Here is a 20,914-nt window from a genome sequence, read left to right as displayed (position 1 = left end):
TTTCCACAGGGCTTATTCTTTCCACAGAATGTGACAAAGCTTGTGGTCTTTTTCTCGGCAAATCAGTACGCGAGCAAAAATATCAGTAATTTCTTCACCGTCTTGTTCAGCCAACCCAATCACGACTTCAGCGAAGAAATCCGGGTTCAGATCGAAATCAACGTGCTCCGCCCAGTCTTCAGCAGGATCGAATAACTCAGCACCGCCGCGCTCTTCGAATTGCAGGTTGAACAGCAGAATATCTGCCGGATCGAGGTTGTCGGCAGCGAGTTCCAAGAAAATGTCGTAGGCCTGTTCCAATGCTTCGTCTTCGGTCAGGCGATTATTCAAATCCATAAAGCGATTCCTGTTAATTCCCAATGGCCTTATTAGAACACGGTAAAACACGTATTTATAGCAGAGGGCTGAAAAAGTAGAACAGCCGCTCGACGATACGTTGCCAATAAGGGCGATTTTGCCACTGCGTCGCGTTTAACAGGCGTGAACGGGCGATATAGTCTTCCTGCACGCAGGCTAAATCGGTGCCGAATCCGGCATCGTCAATCACCAGCGTGATTTCAAAATTCAGCCACAGGCTGCGCATATCCAAATTCACCGTACCAACCAGGCTGAGCTGCCCATCAACCAACACGCTTTTCGTGTGCAGCAACCCGTCCTTGAATTGGTAAATTTTCACACCTGCGGCCAACAGTTCTGTGAAGAACGCACGGCTGGCCCAGCCGACCAACACGGAGTCGTTCTTGTGTGGAACAATAATGCTGACATCAACGCCGCGCTGGGCGGCGGTACAGATGGCATGTAGCAGATCATCGCTGGGCACGAAGTAGGGGGTCGTCATGATCAACTGCTTGCGCGCCGAATAGACGGACGTCAGCAGCGCCTGATGAATCATTTCTTCTGGGTAACCGGGGCCGGAGGCAATAACCTGAATGGTGTGACCACTCTCCTGTTCGAACGGCATGACGTTAACATCAGGCGGCGGCGGAAGCAGGCGTTTGCCGGTTTCCATTTCCCAGTCGCAGCAGTAAATAATGCCCAGTGTGGTCGCTACCGGGCCTTCAATACGTGCCATCAGGTCAATCCATTGCCCAACGCCAGCATCCTGCTTGAAGAGGCGGGGATCAACCATGTTCATGCTGCCGGTATAAGCAATACGGCTGTCGATCAGGATAATTTTACGGTGCTGTCGCAAATCCATACGGCGCAGGAAAGCACGAAACAGATTCACTTTCAGGGCTTCGACCACTTCTATCCCTGCGGTGCGCATTAGTTCAGGATGATGTTGACGGAAGAATTGAACGCTGCCAGCCGAATCCAGCAGAATGCGGCAATGTACACCGCGTCGTGCGGCCGAGATAAGAGAAGAGGTGACTTGCTCAACCAGACCACCGGGCTGCCAGATATAGAACACCATTTCGATGTTATTACGTGCGAGTTCAATGTCACGTAATAGCGCCTTAATCGTGTCATCAAACGTGGTCATCAACTGCAACTGATTGCCTTTAACGCCACCAACCCCTTGTCGGCGTTCACAGAGCTGGAATAATGCGCTAGCGACTTCACTGTTTTCCGTCGCGAAAATACGGCGATATTCCTTTAATTCACGTAGCCATTTTGCCGTTGATGGCCACATTTTGCTGGCGCGCTCAGCCCGACGTTTGCCGAGATGGAGTTCGCCAAATGAAAGATAAGCGATAATGCCGACAAGTGGCAGAATATAAATCACCAGTAGCCAGGCCATCGCTGAAGGCACGGCCCTACGTTTCATCAGAATACGTAAGGTCACACCTGCGATAAGCAACCAGTAGCTAAAAACCAGTAACCAACTTATTACGGTATAAAATGTCGACATAAAAGCAGCACAGTTCCCTTCTGCAAAGAATTAACAAAGTGTACGCATAGATTTATAAAAGGGGAAATGCCTTTCCTCTGAATAAAATAGCGTAATTGGATAAGAAGAGAATGACGGAGGGGGTGATTCACCGATTGTGGTCACGCATTAGGGGTATATAATGCCCAGCGCGAGTGGATTAACAAGAGTCGCATAATGAAACGCAGTCGGAATGAAGTGGGCCGCTGGCGGATGTTGCGTCAGGTCCAGCGTAGAAGAAGTCGCTGGTTGGAGGCGCAATCGCGTACTTACCGCCATATTCGCTCTGCCCGTTACTTGCAGCAGAAGCATCAACGGCGGGCATTACTCTATGCGGTAGCCTACGAGTGGTAAACCAGTGAGGAAAATAGCGACCCGAAGTATGGTCGCTATTTTTTATCACATAACAGATCTTATTCCGCTTATCCCATCACGGGAATGCGCTGCGTTATTTCTTTCTGGTCAATCATCGGGTTCACATCAGCCTCTGTCGAGGGCAGAATAAACAGCGACACCGAGGTATTTAAGCGTTCCGTTTGCTCCAACAGTGAGGAGAAGGTGTGTGCGGAGGCTTCAACCTGTCCTGCGTTTTCTCTGACTGTATCGTTCAGCGTGCTGAGCCGGGCTGTCACTTCATGAATGCTTTCATTCTGCTGGTGCGATATTTCCGAGATTTCGCTCAGGAACGTGCCAGTGCCTTTTGCCGTTTGGATGATATTCTGCAGGCTGTCATTCAGTTTGTTCACCAGCCGTGTTCCGGCGGTTACGCTGTTGTCTGAATCACGAATCAGCACATTAATACTTTGTGCAGAATGGCTGCTTTGCGAAGCCAGCGTGCCGACTTCACGGGCAACAACGGCGAAGCCTCGTCCCATCGCCCCAGCTCGCGCTGCTTCAATTGCGGCATTCAATGACAAGATATGCGTCTGGAATGCCACGTTCTCAATCATCCCAATGGCTTCCGTCATTTCGCGTGTTCTACCTGCAATATCCGACATCGCCGCCTTGACGTCATTCATCATCGTCTCACCCTGCGCGGCGATTTTGCTGGTGTCTTCCGCGTGCAAATTAGCCTGCTGGGTATGTTGCGTGTTTTGCTCGAGATGGTGGCTAAGCTGAATCACGTGTTCAGTCGTCACTTTAAGTTCGTGGGACTGACGATTCGCCTGCTCGGAAAGCCGATGGTTATCTTCAGCCACGCGATCGACCTGCGTCACCATGTGATCAACGCCCTGACGAACCTGATTAACCAAGGTCACCAGACCTTCCTGCATTTGGATGACGCTGGTATTGAGCTGTTCAACTTCCCGAGTTCCGCGTGTCTCTGTGTTGACCGAATGGGAAAGGTCGCCTGCGGCGATCAGTTTTAAATGGGCAATGATGTGCGTCAGAGGACGAATAATAACCCGATTAACGCCAACCCAGACGGCAATGGCGATCGCCAGTAAGAACCCTAACACCGTGATGAAAATGGTTTTCGCTTGATCGAGTGAGGATAAAAATTGTTGTCCATGCTGCTTTTGCAGCGCATCGGTATCTTGCAGATAGTGTGAATACTTCTGAGTAAAATCACTTTGATAGGCCTGAACTGGGACAGCAAAGAAAATATCAATCTGATTGGTGGTTTTTATTCCCTCAGCCAGCTCGACAAGCCCAGAATAAAGCTGGTTGTAACTCTTTTTCAGATCGACAAATGCTGTTGTGTCGGCTTCCGCCGTCGTGGTGGTTTCCAGTAACTGATAATGTTCTTTTGCCTGTTTTAGAGACACCTCCGCCTCATCCATCAGACTATGCCAGCTGCCTTCAGACCCGGTTTCTTTGTCTACCAACAGATAAATACCTGCGCGATTCAGTTTGTCGCTGGCATTCATCACTTCCATCCGCGCTTTATCCATTAACGCTTGTTGCTGGCGCAGGCTCTCGTTAGCAGAAATATCCTGCCGAACCTGCGTCATCGTTTGAGAAATGATGCCGACGGAAACCAATTGTAATAAAGAAAATAACCCAATGATCAATAACAATCCGGAGAGAATACTGAGGCGATGACGGCGGCGGATAGTAGCAACTCCGTTTCGCAAAATCGCAGGCATTAACATGATTGTCGACCCTCTATAGATGAATAGCGGTCAAACTATCACTGTTAAATGACTAAAATATTTCAGCTTTTGACCGGGAGGTAAGAGGCCATGATTTTCCCCTCCAATCATGACCTGTATCAATATACTTGTCATACTTCAAGTTGCATGTACGTTGGCTGCGTTCACTCACCCGAATCACTTACCTGAGTAAGCTCATCGGGATTCCTTCTCTTGCCGCGTTATTCAGCCTTATGGCTTCACCCCTTCGGGGCCAGCGCAAGCGCTGTTCAAAACGCTAACGTTTTGTCCTGAAACTCGAATTATTTAGAGTGTGACTCTTAAAACACTTTTTTGAAGGGTTTCACGCTGACGTGTTGATAGACACCGGCTGTGATATAGGGATCGGCGTCGGCCCATTCTGTTGCTTCGCCCAACGACGCGAATTCAGCGATAATCACGGAACCGCTAAAACCAGCCTGACCGGGATCTTCGCTGTCGATAGCGGGGAGCGGGCCTGCGGTAATCAGTCGGCCCTGATCGCGTAATGTCTGTAAACGGGCAAGGTGGTCTGGTCTTACCGACAGGCGTTTTGCTAATGAATCAACATTATCTTCAGCATAAATGACATAGAGCATAGCGACCTCACTGGTTAGGAAGATACCCTCTCTCGTTTGGGATACTGGGTAGAGATCCCCAGTGGCCAAACGCTATCGGGTAAGAAAAACGTGTTTTTATCATCATACGTGATGTTGTTCGAGGACAATAGGTTGATTTGCCAGACTAATCCCCCCACGATTTCTGTTTTTTTTTACAATTCCATGCGTTGTTATTGAATATGATTGCTATTTGCATTTAAACTTGGGCGGCATAAGAGGATAAAGACAGACTATGCCGCAAAAAAAGTTTTTTTTAACCCGCCGTTACTCATGGCCATTCATACTTTCAGTTGGTTTTCACGGTTCACTGATTGCAGGTTTGCTGTACGCATCGTTTAATAATTCAATCGAATTACCGCAGGAATCTAAGCCTATCAGCGTTGTGATGGTTAACCCTGCGGCTTATGAAGCGGCACCGGCTGCCAAATCTGCGCCAGAACCAGAGCCAGTTAAGCAACCAGAACCGGAACCGATTCCAGAACCGGAGCCAGTGCCGCAGCCGGTTCCTATACCATTACCCGAGCCTAAGCCCAAGCCGCCAAAACCTAAACCGGAACCTAAGCCCGTGAAGAAGGTTGAGCAGCCGAAGCCGGTTAAGCGGGAGCCAACCGTTGAAAAACAGCCGCCTTCGCCGTTTACCAGCGAAGAGCCGACGCGCAATATCAATAATGCGCCAGTGAAGCAGGCGCCTGCGCCCGCAGCAAGTTCACAGTCAAGTGGGCCGCGCCCGTTGAGCCGCGCACAGCCACAGTATCCTGCACGCGCGTTCTCTTTGCGTGTTGAAGGTCGAGTGAAAATGCAGTTTGATGTGGACGACTCTGGACGCGTTGATAACGTTCGCGTGCTTTCTGCCGAACCGCGCAATATGTTTGAGCGCGACATCAAACAGGCGATGCGCAAATGGCGTTACGAAGCAGGCAAGCCAGGTAAAGATCTGGTTGTGACCATCGTCTTTAAAATTGATGGCGGTGCAGCCGTCGAATAATTCACGTCAGGACAAAAAAGAAACGGGGCGTCATCAGCTAAAGATGACGCCCCGTTTTCGTTAGTTTTTCCTATCCGTTAATTATTCAGGGTAGGTAGTGTGTTACAGCTACGCCAAAAAATGACGTCAGACGTTACTCGCTTGGTGTGAAGTTGCTTTTACCTGCTGGCAGCTCACGCGGATGGCCTTCTTCATCGACTGCGACGTAGGTGAATAACGCCTCCGTAGCCCGATAGCGCTGACCAATCGGCTCAGACGACACTTTCTTTACCCACACTTCAACGTTGATGTTGATAGAGCTACGGCCAGTGCGTAAGCAACGCGCATAGCAGCAAACCACATCGCCCACGGCAACAGGTTTTAAGAATGACATTCCATCAACCCGTACAGTAACGACACGTCCCTCGGCGATTTCTTTCGCCAAAATCGCACCGCCCATGTCCATTTGCGACATCAGCCAGCCGCCAAAAATATCGCCATTTGCATTGGTATCGGCTGGCATTGCCAGCGTACGGAGAACCAGTTCACCCTGTGGTAACACGTTTTGTGTGCTCATTGTGTATGCCTCGGTTTAGCGCGATTACTGTTGCTCGCTTTTTTCTTCTTCTGATTTCTCTTGGTCATTAGGTAAGTGGCGATAAATATAGACGCCACAAATCAGCGTAAACAGCAGCGTCACACCGGTCAGACCAAAGACTTTAAAATTGACCCAAACGCTTTGCGGTAGCCAGAAAGCAATATAGATATTAACCAATCCGCATACCAGAAAGAACATGGCCCAGGCGAAATTCAATTTTCCCCAGACGGACTGCGGTAACGAGAGCTCTTTACCCAGCATCTTCTGAATCAGTGTCTGTTTCATGACAAACTGGCTAACCAGCAGGGCAATGGCAAACAACGCGTAGATGATGGTGACTTTCCACTTGATGAACAGATCGTTATGGAACACCAGCGTGAGTGTGCCGAAAACGACAACCATCGCAAAGGTGACCAGCGTCATTTTCTCTATTTTGCGATACACCACCCAGGTGACCACAAGTGACAGCGCGGTTGCCGCAATCAATGCACCCGATGCGATATAGATGTCATAAAGTTTATAGGCCGCAAAAAAAACGACCAACGGTATAAAATCAAGAAGTTGCTTCATTATGTCAATCCATCACTCAACAGTGTCGTAATCATAACCCGCGAGAGTTATCCGATAGCGCATGCCATTATCCTTTATTGTGGAACACCATTCCCGAGATATTGTAATAATTTGCAGAAAATTACAGTGAGGAACTAGAAGTGATAGAGCCTGAGGAAGCACTAGGATATCCCTTGGTGCGGCTTGCAGTCTATGTTTAAGCTCTCCGAGGTGTCAACCGTTTATGTCACCTTTGGGTCACTTCTTGTGTCACTCTGAGCTTCCACTCGCGGGCCTCAGGACCTTAAAGCAGGGAGCCTATAGGGTTGGCCTTGTTGGAGCCGAAAGGTTTCCTAAGGTGTCTCTGGAGGGCATGCGGGGGAGTTTATTCACCTAAGAAGTGTTACATACCCACTCAGATTTTTGTGACAATTTCTTAGACCCCTTTCACGATGTGGTACACCAGAAGGAGGACCAGATAGATGAGCATTAGGTTTGACATAGCGGCCTCCTTAATGAAGTGTACTCATGAACTATTTCGTTAGTACGATTTAAACCCTCAGAGTTTATCTCCAAGGGTCTATTAGTTGCGATGATGTGGGGCTAAAGGCTAGGCGTTAAGCGCTCTTGAATGTCAGACGGTGGACTACTGGAAACTCAGCGGTCGCCTCTACGTTGAACTCACCTTGCTTCACTTTGACGGAACCCGTTGCCATAACGTCGATTACTGTAATCAGTTCTACGTCATAGCCTGCGCGTCGAGGGTCACGGGTCACGATAACCTTGACAGTATCGCCCGCTTTGGTAGACCGGAAGGACAACATAGCGAACCCTTTAGGCAGCAAATAGACGCCAGTGTCTTCACCTAAGTAGCCCATGATAGTACAGCCGAATAGCTCACTGGCGTCTTCATGGCCTGCGCGTTGGGCTGCGCGCTCTAAGACGGCTTCCAGTTTCTCAGGGACCATCAACGCATACGCATCAAGGGTAGCCCCTAGGTGAACCGGAAGGTTGATAGCCAGATAATCTAAAAGGTCCTCAGCGGCGTCTTTAGGCTTAGAACTCAATGCATCGCATTCAATGGTCACAAGGTCAGGGGTCTTAGAAAGGACCTTAGCGACATTACCAGCCATGATACGGCAGAATTGAAGCTGCATGTTTGCAACGGTTTGATGCAGTGAACCATCAGTCCAGCCGCCCATCATATCGAAATCTGATACGTGGGTAGCGGTGGAGCACAGGATACCTGTTTGGGTATTGTCATCACCATGCAAGACAGGGGCGACCATCACCGCAGACCCAGCAATAGCTTTCGCTGTAGGCAGGTTAGAACGGTCACGCTTGCCGCCAGGATTGAAGGTAACTGTGCGGTCCTCCAAAAGCTGCACGTTAAGCGGTGTAGGCAGGGAAGCAAATGGTCGGAACTCAGACGGGAAGATGTGTTGTTGCATCGCATCAGCGAAATCGCCATCGTTAAAGGTGGACTCAAGGGAAGCCTCTAGCGCTTGGATGTAATCATGAACATCATTACCGAATGGCTGTGGGCGTCCTGAGCGGTCCGTATAGCCAACATTAAGAATGCCTCCAGTGCTATCAGACATGCTGACAATTTCGGAGCGGCTGGCATCGGTTCCCCATACGGAATTGGGGACCTTCTGACCGTTGGCATCGACCATATGAGCCTTGAGGTCATCCAAGGTTTTAACTTTAGGCTGGGTCGTATCGATACGTTTAATTTGGTTGTTGCTGCGAGTGTTCATAAGGTAATTCCTCCTCAAAATAGTAATGAATAAATGAATGCTGGGTGAGTGAGCTACAGGCTCCACTTAAGGAGGCTCTGTAGGCTCTTACAGGTGGCTAAATCACAGCCCGAAAGCGGCACCTTTATTTCCGAACTTACGCTGTGCTTCTTCGATTCTGCGTGCTTTCTCCGCTCTCTCAGCTGCAATCTCGGCAGGTGTCGCGTGCATAGCAGCCATACGCTCACGGTGTTGTTCAGCTTCAATACGCTTGCGCTCAGCTTCTTGACGAGCCTGTGCGTTACTCTCAGACCACCAACGGGAATACTTGAGGTAATCACCAGCATTCAGGCCAGCGGCATGAACATCATTGAGGATTGAGTTGGTCTTACCTGCATCATTACCGCAGCCATTGAGCATGGTCGGAATGACAACTTCACAGAAATATTTGGTAGATAACTCCTGACCAAATACCAGTACGGTTTCCTTGTCAGCAGATAAGGTGATATCAAGTTTACGGTATGCGATAGACATAATTTGGTTCTCCTTTGAATTGAGTGAATGAACTTATCGGTCGACCATAGGCGCAATGAGGCCTACGGTGTCTCCCCGCATCGGTCAGTTCAAAAGAGGTGATTGATAGTTGGAACTAGAAGCTAGAAGAAGTCTTTAGGGGACAATCCGGCGCTCACAGCCATGAGACATAGCGCACCCTTCGAGTAATAATCTGCTCGGCCATGCTTTGGCGGTAGACCAAGTTTGCTCACAAGGGCTGATGTTTTGATGGTCATTAGGTTGAGCGCTTGGCGACCTTCAGGCGTCCGAGGGTCAATCTGGGCGTTGTGATGGTGTTGAGTGGTCATGATTACAGAGCCTTACGCTTCTGGCGGTATTCTTTAGCTTTGGCTTTAGAGCGCGCCTCAATCAATCCACGCCAGCGTTGAGCATGTTTCTGCATCCAAGCATATCCACGCGCTGTGACTTGCCACTGACTCTTACCCATGACCTCTTTTGCGACAAAAGAGCCATCGCTGAACGCTACTTTAGGCGGCTTGATTGTCTCGATACCGTCATCACGGTTGCGAACCTTAATGAACTTCCCGCTGCCTAATAGGCCCTCTTTGAGTATCTGAGGAGCGAGACCTAATGACTTGCAGGCCCATGACCACGGGACAGCGCCACCACGGGTTAACCGCCCATCAAATATGTCGGCTTTAGGGGCTGCTATAGATAACTCAGCGTTAGCTTCGTCAGCCTGTAGTATAGCGATACGTTCCCGCATGATTGCGTCATTACGCATGAACACGAAAGCATCAATGACCAATGAATAGAAATCAGTCGAGACCCACATAGCATAAGCAATTGTCCCTTTCTCCGTAGCCCATGTACCACCGCCATCACCATTCACGGTCCGGAAATTTCCGGAGCGGTCAAGTTGTGTGCGGACTTGGTTGTTCCACTCTGAGGGGCGCTTACTGTCCGGCAGGTCCAGAGTTCTATAAATATCGTTCAGATTCCACATTTGATTTTCATCGCATGTGAACGAATGACCATTGATAATGATTGGTAGTAATGTATTCATAATTACGTGTACTCCTTATGCAATGCCCCTATGTCACACCCACGGTCAGCCAACCAGACCCCACGTAAAGGGAACTGACAGCGGCACAAGGGCATTGCATAAAGACTGGTTTGAGGTTGAACCGTGTGAAGGCTCGGTGATTGGTGGAAAGTTGAAGCGTGGTGTTGCTCTAATAGTGAGTCGTTATTGCTGGAGACCAGTTAGCGTTTCAGTTTGAAAAATAGCTCAATGAGGACGACTCAAAGTTGAGGAGTCATAGACCAAATGAAGGTGGGTGACCATGTCTGATATCTCTAGGCTTATCTTCAAGATAATTATTTAGTTATTGATTTTAATTATAATTAGCATCTTTAGGATGGGCTTTAAGAATCTCTAGGCTCTATCTTATAGTGAGTCGTTATTGCTGGAGGTCGGCTATCAGGTTCTCCTTAAGCTGTCTTAGTAAGGGTCTCTAGGCTTAGTCATCTTTGTTAATATTATCTATTGATAAACAATCCTTGAGGGAGCTTTAAGAATATCTCTGGGCCATCTTTAAGGTTTTATCTCTAGGCTTAGCTCTGGGCCTAATAGTGAGTCGTTAATACTTGGTGGTCATAACACTATGTTTTTATTGATATTTTATCTCAAGAATAACTTCTCACGGACCCTCTGGATTCCTTGAAGTGCCTTCGTGATATAAGTGATTGAATATAAAGACCTTGTGGCTTTCAGGAGTATTGGAAGATGCTACCAATGTGACGGTGTCACGCCTATCTCAGAGACCAGCCTAGAAACGCCTAGACCCTCAGCGCACTCGTTGTACTGCTTAGCGCTAATCGCATGGAACACGTTGGCCTTGGCTTGTCCCTCATAAGGAGACTTAGCGATAACCTGCATGGGCGCTGGTATCTTCCACTCTAGGATTGTCTGCTTAAGACCCGCAACCTCATCACGCAGGTCATTAAGCATGAGGCGCATCGCGGAGAACTCTGCTGCAAACTGGATACCTTCAGGTGTCTCTGAGGTCTCAACGTTGTAGCTTCCAGTTTTCCGAATGGATGGTAAGACCTCCTCGGTTACCCACTTGCGGAATGGCTTCGAGGCTTCAGAGCGTCCACGTAGAATCATTGAATACACAGCCGCCTCATCGAACAGCCAAACATTACGCCACCGTGGGCAATCCTTTAAGATCGCGCAATTAGCGATCTTAGACTGCAACTCATTGACCTGTAAGGCTTTTCCAGATACATCTTTCTGTAAGAATAGGCGCACAGCCTGAGCTGGGTCCTTAAGACCAGCTACACGCGCAACCTGTGTTGCCTTAAAGAGCAACTCATGGTCTGGATGACCTGTGATAACTTCCAGCGGCAGGCCTGCGAATGTCATTAAGGATAATTTGATGGTGTTAGTTGTGTTCATCGTTTGGTTGTTTTCATTAAGATATTCTCTCGGTAGCCACCTCATGTGGCGACTACCTGAAGACTACCCTCTTAGCCCATTAAGAATTGTGCATCAAGGCGCTTATCGACTGGCAATGCGTGGTTCAGAGCGACTGCCTTAAAGTTGTCGCAAAGGAGACGTTCGCCTGATGGATAACGCGAGGTGTGCTTAAAGCTACACACTTGTTCTTCTATAGAAGCCCTTAAGTGAGTCATAGCCTTAGTTGGTTTGTGCGGGCATCAATGAATATCATCAATGTAACAGTGTCACTTTTTTGACTTATGGATGCCCGCGAATCCTGCCTTGAGATACCCTTTAAGCGGTGCAATCTCCAATATTTTATTGACCAGTACCACTCAACGCTAACCTCAACGCATCACTCAACCGCCCAATCGCATGACCCTTACCGTACAGGTCATAGGTGATGCTCTGTGAGCTGTGCCCTAAGACTCCTTGAGCGTCTGCAAGAGGTACACCAGCCGCTTTAAGCTTCCCTGTAAGGGAATGCCTGAGGCTATGCATACAGACGTTCTTAGTGTCTTTCAGGGCGTCTATGGAGCCTTTTATGCTTCGCCCAAAGTAAGCCGTATAGGTTCCCGCAGTCATCCCAAAGATAGCGGTCTTAGGTTCCCTTGTGTTGACGAACTTAAGGAACGCCTCAAGGTTGAAGCCATAAGCACCATCAATTAGCGGTATAAGCCGGATGCTATGCTTGTTCTTCACCTTCTTACCTTCATCATCGTTGATATCGATACAGGTGATACCATCGACTACTACGATATTCTCCTTGGTCAACTGTGCTACTTCCGCAGACCTAGCGCCTGTGATGATTGAGACCAGTACAGCCCACCTACGGGCCTCTGGAGCGCTTTCGGCTGCCTTAAGCACCATCTGTATTTCTTCATCGGTCATCGCTCTACGTTTACTTTCAGCGTCCTTAGTGAGCTTCATCTTCTCGATTGGATTGCGACCATGTAAATGACCATTCATCAAAGCGTAATCAATAGCCATGCGCACCTTAACAAACAGCTTGTTCACTGTGATTGCTGCTTTGCCATTCGCTAACAATTCATCACGCGCTTTAAGCCACGCTGAGCGGTCCATAAGGTCCACTGGAGCGTAGCCCCTTACGGTACTAAATGATGACTGAAGGTCTCGATAGCTTGAAGTTGCCAGAGTGGTTACTTTCTCGGCTAATGTCATGCTGACAAGGTCGTCATAGGCGAAAACTGACGAGCTACCACCTTGCTGATTCTCCAGATTTGACGAGAGGACGCCAATAGTTGACCCTTGAGTATGGTTATTGGCGCTATCAGTGTCATTGTCAGCAACGAAATCTAGTAGACCAGTCGCATCGCCATAATCAACACGCTTCTGGCCTGCCTCTAGGACCTTCAGGGATTCCACTATGTGGGCCTGTTGGACCGCGCTCAGTCTCTCAGTGGCGGCTATATTACGCAGATTAACCTTGGCATCTTCTAGCCACGCTATATCGAGACCATTCCAGTAATCATCGGTCGCCTCAGTCAGTAGCCATTCAGCCATAGCTTTCAGATGCTCTCTAAGCTCCTCTTTGCTCACCTCAGGGTTATCCAATAGGAAAGCCTTAGCGGTGGTAGCAAGTTCTTTCTGACGCATTACAGCGATGCTCCTGTTAGTGGTTCTGGTCGATACTGATATGAATGGCTTGGCGTGGCCCTTTAAGCGTAGACGGATAGTGTAACGTCCAGAGCGCCTACGGACTAGCTGAGGAGTCGCTAAGGTTCCCAGCGCTATGTGGGCTTTTTGTGTCACCTTTATGTCAGGGCATTGAGTGATTCCTTTAGACCTAACAGATAGGGACACAAAGTCGAGTGAATTATTATGCAGTAAGTGTGAGTTAATATTCATTAAGTTGACCGTAAGCTCTCTTAAAGTGAATAGAAGCTCAGATCTCTAAGCAGTCCTTAGTAGGAATCTCACATGATTTGCAGAAAATTACGATTGGGTAGATAGCGAACGGGGATTTGGCGAGGCCTATGCCACAGAGCAGTGGCATAGGCGGAATACGAGAAATTAAGCGCGCAGCAGCATATAAAGGCGGAACAGATAAATGAGCAGGATAGCGGAGATCAGATTGCTTAACCCGTTCAGAACTATGCTGAGCACCGTGGGTGAGGAAATCGGTAACTTTGACACGATCAGCAAAATAGCAATTTTAGCCAGCAGCCACATCACGATGGCAGGTGCGGTGGCACGTAAGTTGCCATAGGCCAGTTTGGTGCTCGTTTTGATGGCGCTGAAAATCCCGCTTCTTTCAGTGACGACAATCACGGGTGACAAACTCAGCGCAATAGCCAGCAACACGCCAGGAATGACCAGAAGCATCATGCCAAGCTGGATGAGCAGGGTGCACAGCAGGATGAGGAAAAGCAGACGCAGTAAAAAAGGTGCGGATGCGCCAATGGCGCGCAGGGCACTGGTGCGTTGTCCGTCAGAAACCAACTGGATTAACATCAGAACCCCGCCCGTCAGCAGTACGTTGCCCACTAACGCAGCAAAAGTGCCTGCCGCTGACATTTTCAGCAACACGGTTTGTTGTTCCGGTGTCATTTGCTGAATCAAATCCATTAAGCCAGATTCGACAGAAGATGACAGATCGCTGCTGGAACTGCTCAGAATCTGTAACTCGTCTCCAGAAGGCGATAACGCATGATTCAGTATGACAGTAATGAATGCCGTCAACAGTGACATCATTAAGATGCTGATGAACTGGTTACGGGTAAAATTCATTGTGTCACGGTACAACGTGTTAGCCGTGATAGGCATGCAGGCTCCTTGAAAAAGATAAATCGACCGAAAGAACTTAACTCGCGATTGTAACCTGTTAATCCGCGCTGTGGCACCCCGTCAACGATACAATGCTGCTTTTCCCTTCACTCAAGATCAATGTGACATTGCTACCCATAGTCGTTCTCCTTGTTATCGGTGACGTGTTTTACGGCGCCAAGCGGTTTTTGATCTGGATCAATTCCATGAAATTTAATTGGTTAGTGATAAATGATTCAGTTCAATTTGGGCGTGGAATCTTTAAAAGATGTGATCTGGCTTAAAACAAGAATACCTACTTAGGGGTATATTTCGCTCGAAATTTAAACCCTATATATGGAGTGGGTAATGAAAAAGACATCTTTCTTATTGTTGGCGGCGGCATTAATGCCCGCATTGGCGCAGGCTCATCAAGCGGGTGATTTCATTGTACGGGCAGGAGCAACGACGGTACGTCCCGTTGAAAGCTCAGATAACGTGCTGGGTAGCCTGGGATCGTTTCAGGTTAATAACAATACTCAGTTGGGTCTGACCTTCAGCTACATGGTGACGGATAACATTGGTGTTGAATTGCTGGCTGCAACCCCGTTTAACCACAAAGTCGGTTTGCAAAGCACTGGGACAATTGCGGAAGTGAAACATTTGCCGCCGTCTCTGGTAGCACAATATTACTTTGGTGATAAAGAAGATACGCTGCGCCCGTATCTCGGCGTAGGTGTGAATTACACCCTGTTCTTCGATGAGAAATTTAATGATACAGGGAAAAGTGCAGGGCTAAGCGATCTGAGCCTGAAAAACTCCTGGGGTATTGCTGCTCAGGCTGGATTGGATTACAACCTGGATAAGAACTGGCTGCTCAATATGTCCGTGTGGTGGATGGATATTGATACCGATGCGAAATTTAAAGCCGGTAACGATCAGCAAAGCGTGCATACCCGTCTCGACCCGTGGGCGTTTATGATTGGTGCAGGTTATCGTTTCTGATTACGAACGTAATCTTGTGCGAAGAAGAATAAAAAAACGGCGAAGTTAATAACTTCGCCGTTTTTATAGACAGGAAATAACAAACCAATAAAGAAATACTATTTACTATTGAAGCTATTTTCTAAATGGCGTTAACCATTAGAAACTGTACTGAACACCAACACGGTAGCGAGTCTGGCGTTCGTCAGTGATTGTACTGCCTTTGACGTTACCGACCTGCGCATAAGGTGTCCAGTTTTTGTCGAATTTGTAAGCCAATTTAATATCGTGGCTCATTTCATAATTCTCGCTATCAGACAAATACCAAGGAGCGCCTGCTTTGTTGTTCTTGTTGTATTCGAATTCGTATTCAACCACAAAGTTGGCTGGCAGTTTATAACCCAGTGTACTGGTGATGGTGTAGCCAGTGATAGCAGTAGGGTTTGTAGCAGAATTCGGGTTACCGATGTTATTGCTGTTACGCAGATAGGAGGCACGGTAACGCAGACCATAGTACAGGGAATCGGTGATGTTGGCCGTTCCTTTGATATATGGACGATAGTTATTGTTATTGGAAGTGGAAACCATGTTTAAACCACCTTCCAGCCCAAAAGTTTTATCAAACTTGTACAGGTAACTGGCGGTCACTTCTGTGCCGTTGCTGACAGTTTCGTTAAACGGTTTATTTGGTTTTTTATCGCTGTCAGATTGACCCCACTTGGCTTCCATTGACAGGCCAAAACCGTTATCAAAACGGTGGGACATCAGCAGGCGATCTTTATGATCGTTCTTTGCCGTATCTTTCATTTCGTGACGATAATCAATCGTCACCGCCATGGAGCTTAAGCTGATTAAGGAGGTTACCACCATCGTCAATATTTTAACTTTCATTTTATTATCCCAAGTCAAAGAGAATTATTATTTAAAAACGCGCTGCCACTTTTGTTCAGCGGTTCCATTCTATTTATTATTTCTTACAGTAATGTGAACAAGATCGTTAAAAAGAGAAAATTTCAAATGATCTCAATTATGTGATTTTCTTCGTATTTTATTGGTGGGATTTATGCGGTTTAAAAAATAATGGTTATTTTATTTATTTCTTTAAAATGGGGGTAAATAATTATTTCAATTTGAAATCAATTCTTACATTTATAATGAATTAGACATTAAATAATAATTGAATATATTTTTCGTTAATTAAATAAGAAATAATTTGAAACACTATTTGGCGCGCGACATTGCTTGCGTGAAATACAAATCACGCGCCTGAAAGGTGTTATGAACGCGTAGCCGCTTTCATTTCACTCACAAAGGTGTGTAACTCTGACAGCATGACATCGGGCTGGTTCAGATTTTTTTCGATAATCCGTACGATCGCAGAGCCGGAAATGGCACCCGCGGCACCTGACGCTATGGTTTCACGCACTTGGGCAGGGTCAGAAATGCCAAATCCCTGTAGCGGTGGGGCAGCATGATACTCGTTCAGTTTGGCCACCAGATGATTCAGCGGCAACTGAGCACGCTTTTCTGCCCCGGTTACGCCTGCGCGTGAAACCAGATAGGTATAGCCACGGCCATAAGAGGCGATCTCTCTCAGAAGTTCATCATCGGCATTGGGTGGGCAGATAAAGATAGGAGCAATGCCGTGTCGCAGCGCTGCCGTACGGAAAGCGGCAGATTCCACGACGGGAACATCCGCTACTAAAACTGAATCGACGCCAACCTCTGCACAGCGCTGATAAAACGCATCAATGCCGTTGCTGAAAACCAGATTGGCATACATCAGCAAACCGATCGGAATTTCTGGGTATTTCTGACGTATAGTCGCCAGCATTTCGAAACATTGCCCTGGCGTGACGCCTGCGGCAAAGGCGCGCAGGTTAGCATCCTGAATGGTTGGGCCGTCCGCTAGCGGGTCAGAGAAGGGGACTCCCAACTCTAGCGCATCGGCACCGGCGGCAATCAACGTATCGATAATTTTCAGTGACTGCTCAGGGGACGGATCGCCTAGCGTGACAAAGGGGACGAACGCGCCTTCTTTTTTCTCTGACAGGCGTGTAAACAGCTGTTGGTAGCGCTCCATTAGATTTCTCCCCGATCTTTCAAAATATCGTGCACGGTAAAGATGTCTTTATCACCACGGCCGGACAGGTTGACGACCAGCAGTTGCTCTTTCTCCGGCTCTGCTTTGATCATCTTCAAGGCGTGTGCCAGCGCATGGGAGGATTCCAGTGCAGGGATAATACCTTCACCGCGGCAGAGCGCTTTGAAGGCATCCAGCGCTTCATCGTCGGTGATCGAAACGTAGTCTGCACGGCCGATGCTGTTCAGGTAGGCGTGCTGCGGCCCTACGGATGGGAAATCCAGCCCAGCGGAAATAGAGTACGACTCTTCAATTTGTCCGTCAGACGTTTGCATCATCGGGGATTTCATACCGAAATAGATACCGACGCGGCCATGTTTTAACGGCGCACCGTGTTGGCCAGATTCAATGCCTAAGCCGCCCGGCTCAATGCCGATCAGGCGAACGTGAGTATCGTCGATGAAATCAGCGAACATGCCAATTGCGTTAGATCCACCGCCGACACAGGCCAGCACCGCATCTGGCAAGCGACCTTCTTTTTCCAGGATCTGCGCTTTCGTCTCTTCGCCAATCATGCGTTGGAATTCGCGTACGATAGTTGGGTAAGGATGCGGACCTGCCGCCGTTCCCAGCAGATAGTGTGCCGTTTCATAGCTGCCAGACCAGTCACGCAGCGCTTCGTTACAGGCATCCTTCAGCGTGGAGGAACCGCTATGAACTGGAATCACTTCTGCACCCATCAAGCGCATGCGGAAGACGTTCGGCGACTGACGCTCAACGTCTTTTGCACCCATATAAACGCGGCATTTCAGGCCAAGCAGGGCGCAAGCTAGCGCCGTCGCGACGCCGTGTTGGCCCGCACCGGTTTCAGCGATGATTTCACTTTTACCCATGCGCTTAGCCAGCAATGCCTGTCCAAGCACCTGATTCGTTTTGTGCGCGCCGCCGTGCAGCAGATCTTCACGCTTCAGGTACAGCTTGGTTTTCGTCCCAGCCGTCAGGTTTTTGCATAGGGTTAATGCTGTCGGGCGACCCGCATAGTTTTTCAGCAGATCGGTAAATTCAGCCTGAAATTCAGGATCTTTTTGTGCGCTGACGAAAGCCTCTTCCAGCTGGCGCAACGCCGGGATGAGGATCTGCGGAACAAACTGTCCGCCGAATTCACCGAAATAAGGGTTGAGTAATGTCATAATTTTCCCGTCTGTTTTAGTGTTGCTGCTGACGTAACGTCGCAAAAACGGCAGCAATTTTATGTGAATCTTTTTTCCCCGGTTCGCTTTCCACCCCGGAATTGAAATCCAGCCCTGCGCAGCCTTGCTGTGCCGCCAGCGCGCAGTTATCGCTATTCAGTCCTCCGGCTAACAGCACGTTATCCAGTGACTGATTGTCCAGCAGCGACCAGTTGAAAGTTTTACCGCTGCCGCCCTGACCGTTGTCAAACACGTAGCGATCGACGTGAGTGAGATTACGCTCTGGCATCACATCCGTGATGCTCAGTGCTTTCCAAATTTGGCACGCTGCAGGTAATTGCTGGCGTAGCTGGTCGATCGTCTGTTGATCCTCATCGCCATGTAGTTGAACAGCCGCTAACCCCAACTGCGTCGTGATAGCAACGATATGTTCGACGGGCGCATTGCGGAAAACACCGACATAGCGTAGTGGGGCTCCGGTGATGACATCGGTGGCTTGTTTGGCGTCAATATAGCGTGGAGAACTGGCGACGAAGATTAATCCGCCGTAGAGTGCACCCGCTTGATAGGCTGCCTGTGCATCTACTGCACGCGTCAGGCCGCAGACTTTGTTCTCACCTAGAATGACGCGGCGTACTGCACCGTTCAGATCCGGCTCGGACATCAGCGAACTGCCGATCAAGAATCCCTGAGCAAACGCGCTGAGTTCACGAATCTGCGTATGGCGGTTGATGCCGGATTCACTGATCACGATTACGCCAGCGGGCAGACGCGGGGCGAGTGTCCGAGTACGGTTGAGGTCAATGGAGAGATCGCGCAGGTCGCGGTTGTTGATCCCGACGACACGGGCCTCAAGCTGAATGGCGCGCTGTAGCTCTTCTTCATTACTGACTTCCGTCAACACGCCTAGCTTTAGGCTGTGCGCCACCTCGGCCAGTTGCTGATACTGCTCGTCGTCCAGCACCGACAACATCAGCAGAATGGCATCGGCCTGATAGTAGCGCGCCAGATAGATCTGGTAGGGCGAAATAATAAAGTCTTTGCACAACACCGGCTGATGTACTGCCGCGCTGACCTGTGGCAGAAAGGCAAAGTCGCCCTGAAAATATTTCTCATCGGTTAAAACGGAAATGGCGGACGCATAATCTTTATAGACCTGAGCAATCGCTACTGGGTCAAAATCGTCGCGGATTAACCCTTTCGACGGCGACGCCTTTTTGCATTCCAGAATAAAAGCGGGCTTATCCTGTTTCAGCGCCTGATAAAAGTCGCGCTGACTGGGAACGATCTCATGCTGAAAAGAGGCCAGCGGCTGCGCTTTCTCTCGTTCCGCAACCCAGAGTGCTTTATCACGCACAATTTTATGTAAGACGGTTTCCTGCATGGTTCTATTATCCTCTGGCGGACAGGGCGATAACACGCTGATAAGCCTGCCCGCTATGAATGACTTCAAGTGCCTGTTGCGCATTCTGGCGCAGATCTTCTTGTCCGAACAATCTCAGGAGCAATGCAACGTTGGCGGCAACCGCAGCGGCGTGCGCGCGTTCACCTTTACCTTGTAGCAGCGACGCGAGAATGTCACGATTTTCTTCCGGTGTACCGCCTTGCAATGCTGACAGCGGGTGCGCATCCAGACCGAAATCGCGATGCGTCAGTTCGTAGGTTTCGATCTCGCCGTTATTTAACTCGGCAACCTGCGTGGGTGCATGAACCGCAACTTCGTCCATTCCGCCGCCGTGTACCACTGCGGCACGCTGGTAGCCCAGCACCTTTAGCGTTTCGGCGATAGGGCGGACTAATTCGGGGCTATATACGCCAATCAGCGCCAGCGGTGGGCGTGCTGGGTTAACCAACGGTCCCAACACGTTGAAGACGGTGCGGGTTTTGAGCTGCTGACGAACCGGCATAGCATGGCGAAAACCCAGGTGATATTGCGGAGCAAACAGGAAACACACACCCAAATCGTCTAGCGCCTGACGTGAATCCTGCGCGCTCATATCCAGCTTAATACCGAAAGCGGAGAGCAAGTCGGATGAACCGGAACGGCTAGACACGCTGCGGTTGCCGTGTTTGGCGATTTTCAGGCCACAGCTGGCGGCAACGAATGCACTGGCGGTTGAAATATTAATGCTGTTCGTGCCGTCACCGCCCGTGCCGACGATATCGGCAAATAAATAGTCAGGGCGCGGAAACGGCTGAGCATCGGCCAGTAATGCCGCAGCGGCCCCGGCGATTTCATCGGGATGTTCGCCACGTACTTTCATGCTAATCAACGCCGCTGCCAGTTGGCTGGCTTCCAGCTCACCGCGGATAATGGCACCAAACAGCGCCTGACTTTCCTGACGGCTGATACTTTCCGCGCGGTATAATTTTTCCAGTATGTTTTGCATGATAAATACATCCTGAGCAGTAGAC

At 49.0% G+C, this 20,914-nt stretch carries 20 protein-coding genes; 3 read left to right on the top strand and 17 right to left on the bottom strand.

Annotation, left to right across the window (positions count from 1 at the left end; all coding sequences use genetic code 11):
- Positions 1-12 precede the first annotated feature (12 nt).
- Entirely contained in the window at positions 13-336 is a 324-nt protein-coding gene (locus tag DUT67_RS11125; RefSeq protein ID WP_005968702.1) for an HI1450 family dsDNA-mimic protein, read from the bottom strand.
- A 55-nt stretch (positions 337-391) separates the two neighbouring features.
- Complete coding sequence (gene cls / locus DUT67_RS11120) at positions 392-1,852, bottom strand: cardiolipin synthase (protein ID WP_048260174.1); 1,461 nt, start codon at positions 1,850-1,852, stop codon at positions 392-394.
- Between the two features lie 195 nt (positions 1,853-2,047).
- On the opposite strand from cls, the gene DUT67_RS11115 reads away from it, so the two are divergent.
- Positions 2,048-2,224: a YciY family protein gene (locus tag DUT67_RS11115; protein WP_005968698.1), complete on the top strand. Its 177-nt coding sequence runs from the start codon at positions 2,048-2,050 to the stop codon at positions 2,222-2,224.
- A 68-nt stretch (positions 2,225-2,292) separates the two neighbouring features.
- Here the strand turns inward: DUT67_RS11115 and DUT67_RS11110 are convergent, their stop codons facing one another.
- Positions 2,293-3,966 carry a Tar ligand binding domain-containing protein gene (locus tag DUT67_RS11110; RefSeq protein ID WP_113631964.1) on the bottom strand — a complete coding sequence of 558 codons (1,674 nt, stop codon included), beginning with the start codon at positions 3,964-3,966 and terminating at the stop codon, positions 2,293-2,295.
- A gap of 320 nt (positions 3,967-4,286) precedes the next feature.
- Positions 4,287-4,583 carry a YciI family protein gene (locus DUT67_RS11105; protein ID WP_113627532.1) on the bottom strand — a complete coding sequence of 99 codons (297 nt, stop codon included), beginning with the start codon at positions 4,581-4,583 and terminating at the stop codon, positions 4,287-4,289.
- Between the two features lie 253 nt (positions 4,584-4,836).
- Between DUT67_RS11105 and tonB the strand changes: the two genes are divergently transcribed.
- Positions 4,837-5,589: a TonB system transport protein TonB gene (gene tonB, locus DUT67_RS11100; protein ID WP_113631965.1), complete on the top strand. Its 753-nt coding sequence runs from the start codon at positions 4,837-4,839 to the stop codon at positions 5,587-5,589.
- A 133-nt stretch (positions 5,590-5,722) separates the two neighbouring features.
- On the opposite strand, the gene yciA is transcribed toward tonB, so the two are convergent.
- The 8 genes from yciA to DUT67_RS11060 all read right to left on the bottom strand — a co-directional run bounded on the left by yciA (position 5,723) and on the right by DUT67_RS11060 (position 14,263).
- Positions 5,723-6,145, bottom strand: coding sequence for an acyl-CoA thioester hydrolase YciA (gene yciA / locus DUT67_RS11095; protein WP_103860731.1), 423 nt, complete (start codon positions 6,143-6,145; stop codon positions 5,723-5,725).
- A 24-nt stretch (positions 6,146-6,169) separates the two neighbouring features.
- Entirely contained in the window at positions 6,170-6,736 is a 567-nt protein-coding gene (locus DUT67_RS11090) for a septation protein A (protein ID WP_113627530.1), read from the bottom strand.
- 596 nt (positions 6,737-7,332) lie between these two features.
- Complete coding sequence (locus tag DUT67_RS11085) at positions 7,333-8,475, bottom strand: hypothetical protein (RefSeq protein WP_113631966.1); 1,143 nt, start codon at positions 8,473-8,475, stop codon at positions 7,333-7,335.
- Between the two features lie 102 nt (positions 8,476-8,577).
- On the bottom strand, positions 8,578-8,988 hold the full coding sequence (locus DUT67_RS11080) for a hypothetical protein (RefSeq protein ID WP_113631967.1): 411 nt from the start codon (positions 8,986-8,988) through the stop codon (positions 8,578-8,580).
- Between the two features lie 331 nt (positions 8,989-9,319).
- Entirely contained in the window at positions 9,320-10,036 is a 717-nt protein-coding gene (locus tag DUT67_RS11075) for a KilA-N domain-containing protein (protein ID WP_113631969.1), read from the bottom strand.
- Positions 10,037-10,762: 726 nt separating this feature from the next.
- Complete coding sequence (locus DUT67_RS11070; RefSeq protein WP_113631970.1) at positions 10,763-11,479, bottom strand: BRO family protein; 717 nt, start codon at positions 11,477-11,479, stop codon at positions 10,763-10,765.
- A gap of 315 nt (positions 11,480-11,794) precedes the next feature.
- Positions 11,795-13,093 carry a site-specific integrase gene (locus DUT67_RS11065; protein WP_223254582.1) on the bottom strand — a complete coding sequence of 433 codons (1,299 nt, stop codon included), beginning with the start codon at positions 13,091-13,093 and terminating at the stop codon, positions 11,795-11,797.
- Between the two features lie 417 nt (positions 13,094-13,510).
- The gene (locus DUT67_RS11060) at positions 13,511-14,263 is read right to left on the bottom strand and encodes a YciC family protein (RefSeq protein ID WP_113627529.1); all 753 of its coding nucleotides are present in this window, start codon (positions 14,261-14,263) and stop codon (positions 13,511-13,513) included.
- A gap of 348 nt (positions 14,264-14,611) precedes the next feature.
- Here DUT67_RS11060 and ompW point away from each other — a divergent pair, with 348 nt between their 5' ends.
- On the top strand, positions 14,612-15,247 hold the full coding sequence (ompW, locus tag DUT67_RS11055) for an outer membrane protein OmpW (RefSeq protein WP_113631973.1): 636 nt from the start codon (positions 14,612-14,614) through the stop codon (positions 15,245-15,247).
- 138 nt (positions 15,248-15,385) lie between these two features.
- Here ompW and DUT67_RS11050 read toward each other — a convergent pair whose 3' ends face one another.
- The 5 genes from DUT67_RS11050 to trpD all read right to left on the bottom strand — a co-directional run bounded on the left by DUT67_RS11050 (position 15,386) and on the right by trpD (position 20,889).
- Positions 15,386-16,117: an oligogalacturonate-specific porin KdgM family protein gene (locus tag DUT67_RS11050; protein WP_113631974.1), complete on the bottom strand. Its 732-nt coding sequence runs from the start codon at positions 16,115-16,117 to the stop codon at positions 15,386-15,388.
- Between the two features lie 385 nt (positions 16,118-16,502).
- On the bottom strand, positions 16,503-17,309 hold the full coding sequence (trpA, locus tag DUT67_RS11045; protein ID WP_113631975.1) for a tryptophan synthase subunit alpha: 807 nt from the start codon (positions 17,307-17,309) through the stop codon (positions 16,503-16,505).
- Positions 17,309-18,502: a tryptophan synthase subunit beta gene (gene trpB, locus DUT67_RS11040; RefSeq protein WP_173361630.1), complete on the bottom strand. Its 1,194-nt coding sequence runs from the start codon at positions 18,500-18,502 to the stop codon at positions 17,309-17,311. The genes trpA and trpB overlap by 1 nt, the downstream gene beginning before the upstream one ends.
- A gap of 13 nt (positions 18,503-18,515) precedes the next feature.
- Positions 18,516-19,883, bottom strand: a complete 1,368-nt coding sequence (gene trpCF / locus DUT67_RS11035) for a bifunctional indole-3-glycerol-phosphate synthase TrpC/phosphoribosylanthranilate isomerase TrpF (protein WP_113631976.1) — start codon at positions 19,881-19,883, stop codon at positions 18,516-18,518.
- A 7-nt stretch (positions 19,884-19,890) separates the two neighbouring features.
- Positions 19,891-20,889, bottom strand: a complete 999-nt coding sequence (trpD, locus tag DUT67_RS11030) for an anthranilate phosphoribosyltransferase (protein ID WP_113631977.1) — start codon at positions 20,887-20,889, stop codon at positions 19,891-19,893.
- Positions 20,890-20,914 lie beyond the last annotated feature (25 nt).

It is taken from the genome of Pectobacterium peruviense (assembly GCF_003312355.2).
Lineage (GTDB): Bacteria > Pseudomonadota > Gammaproteobacteria > Enterobacterales > Enterobacteriaceae > Pectobacterium > Pectobacterium peruviense.
The sequence above is the reverse complement of the archived record's forward strand: the minus strand, read 5'-3'. Positions and strand labels throughout refer to the sequence as shown.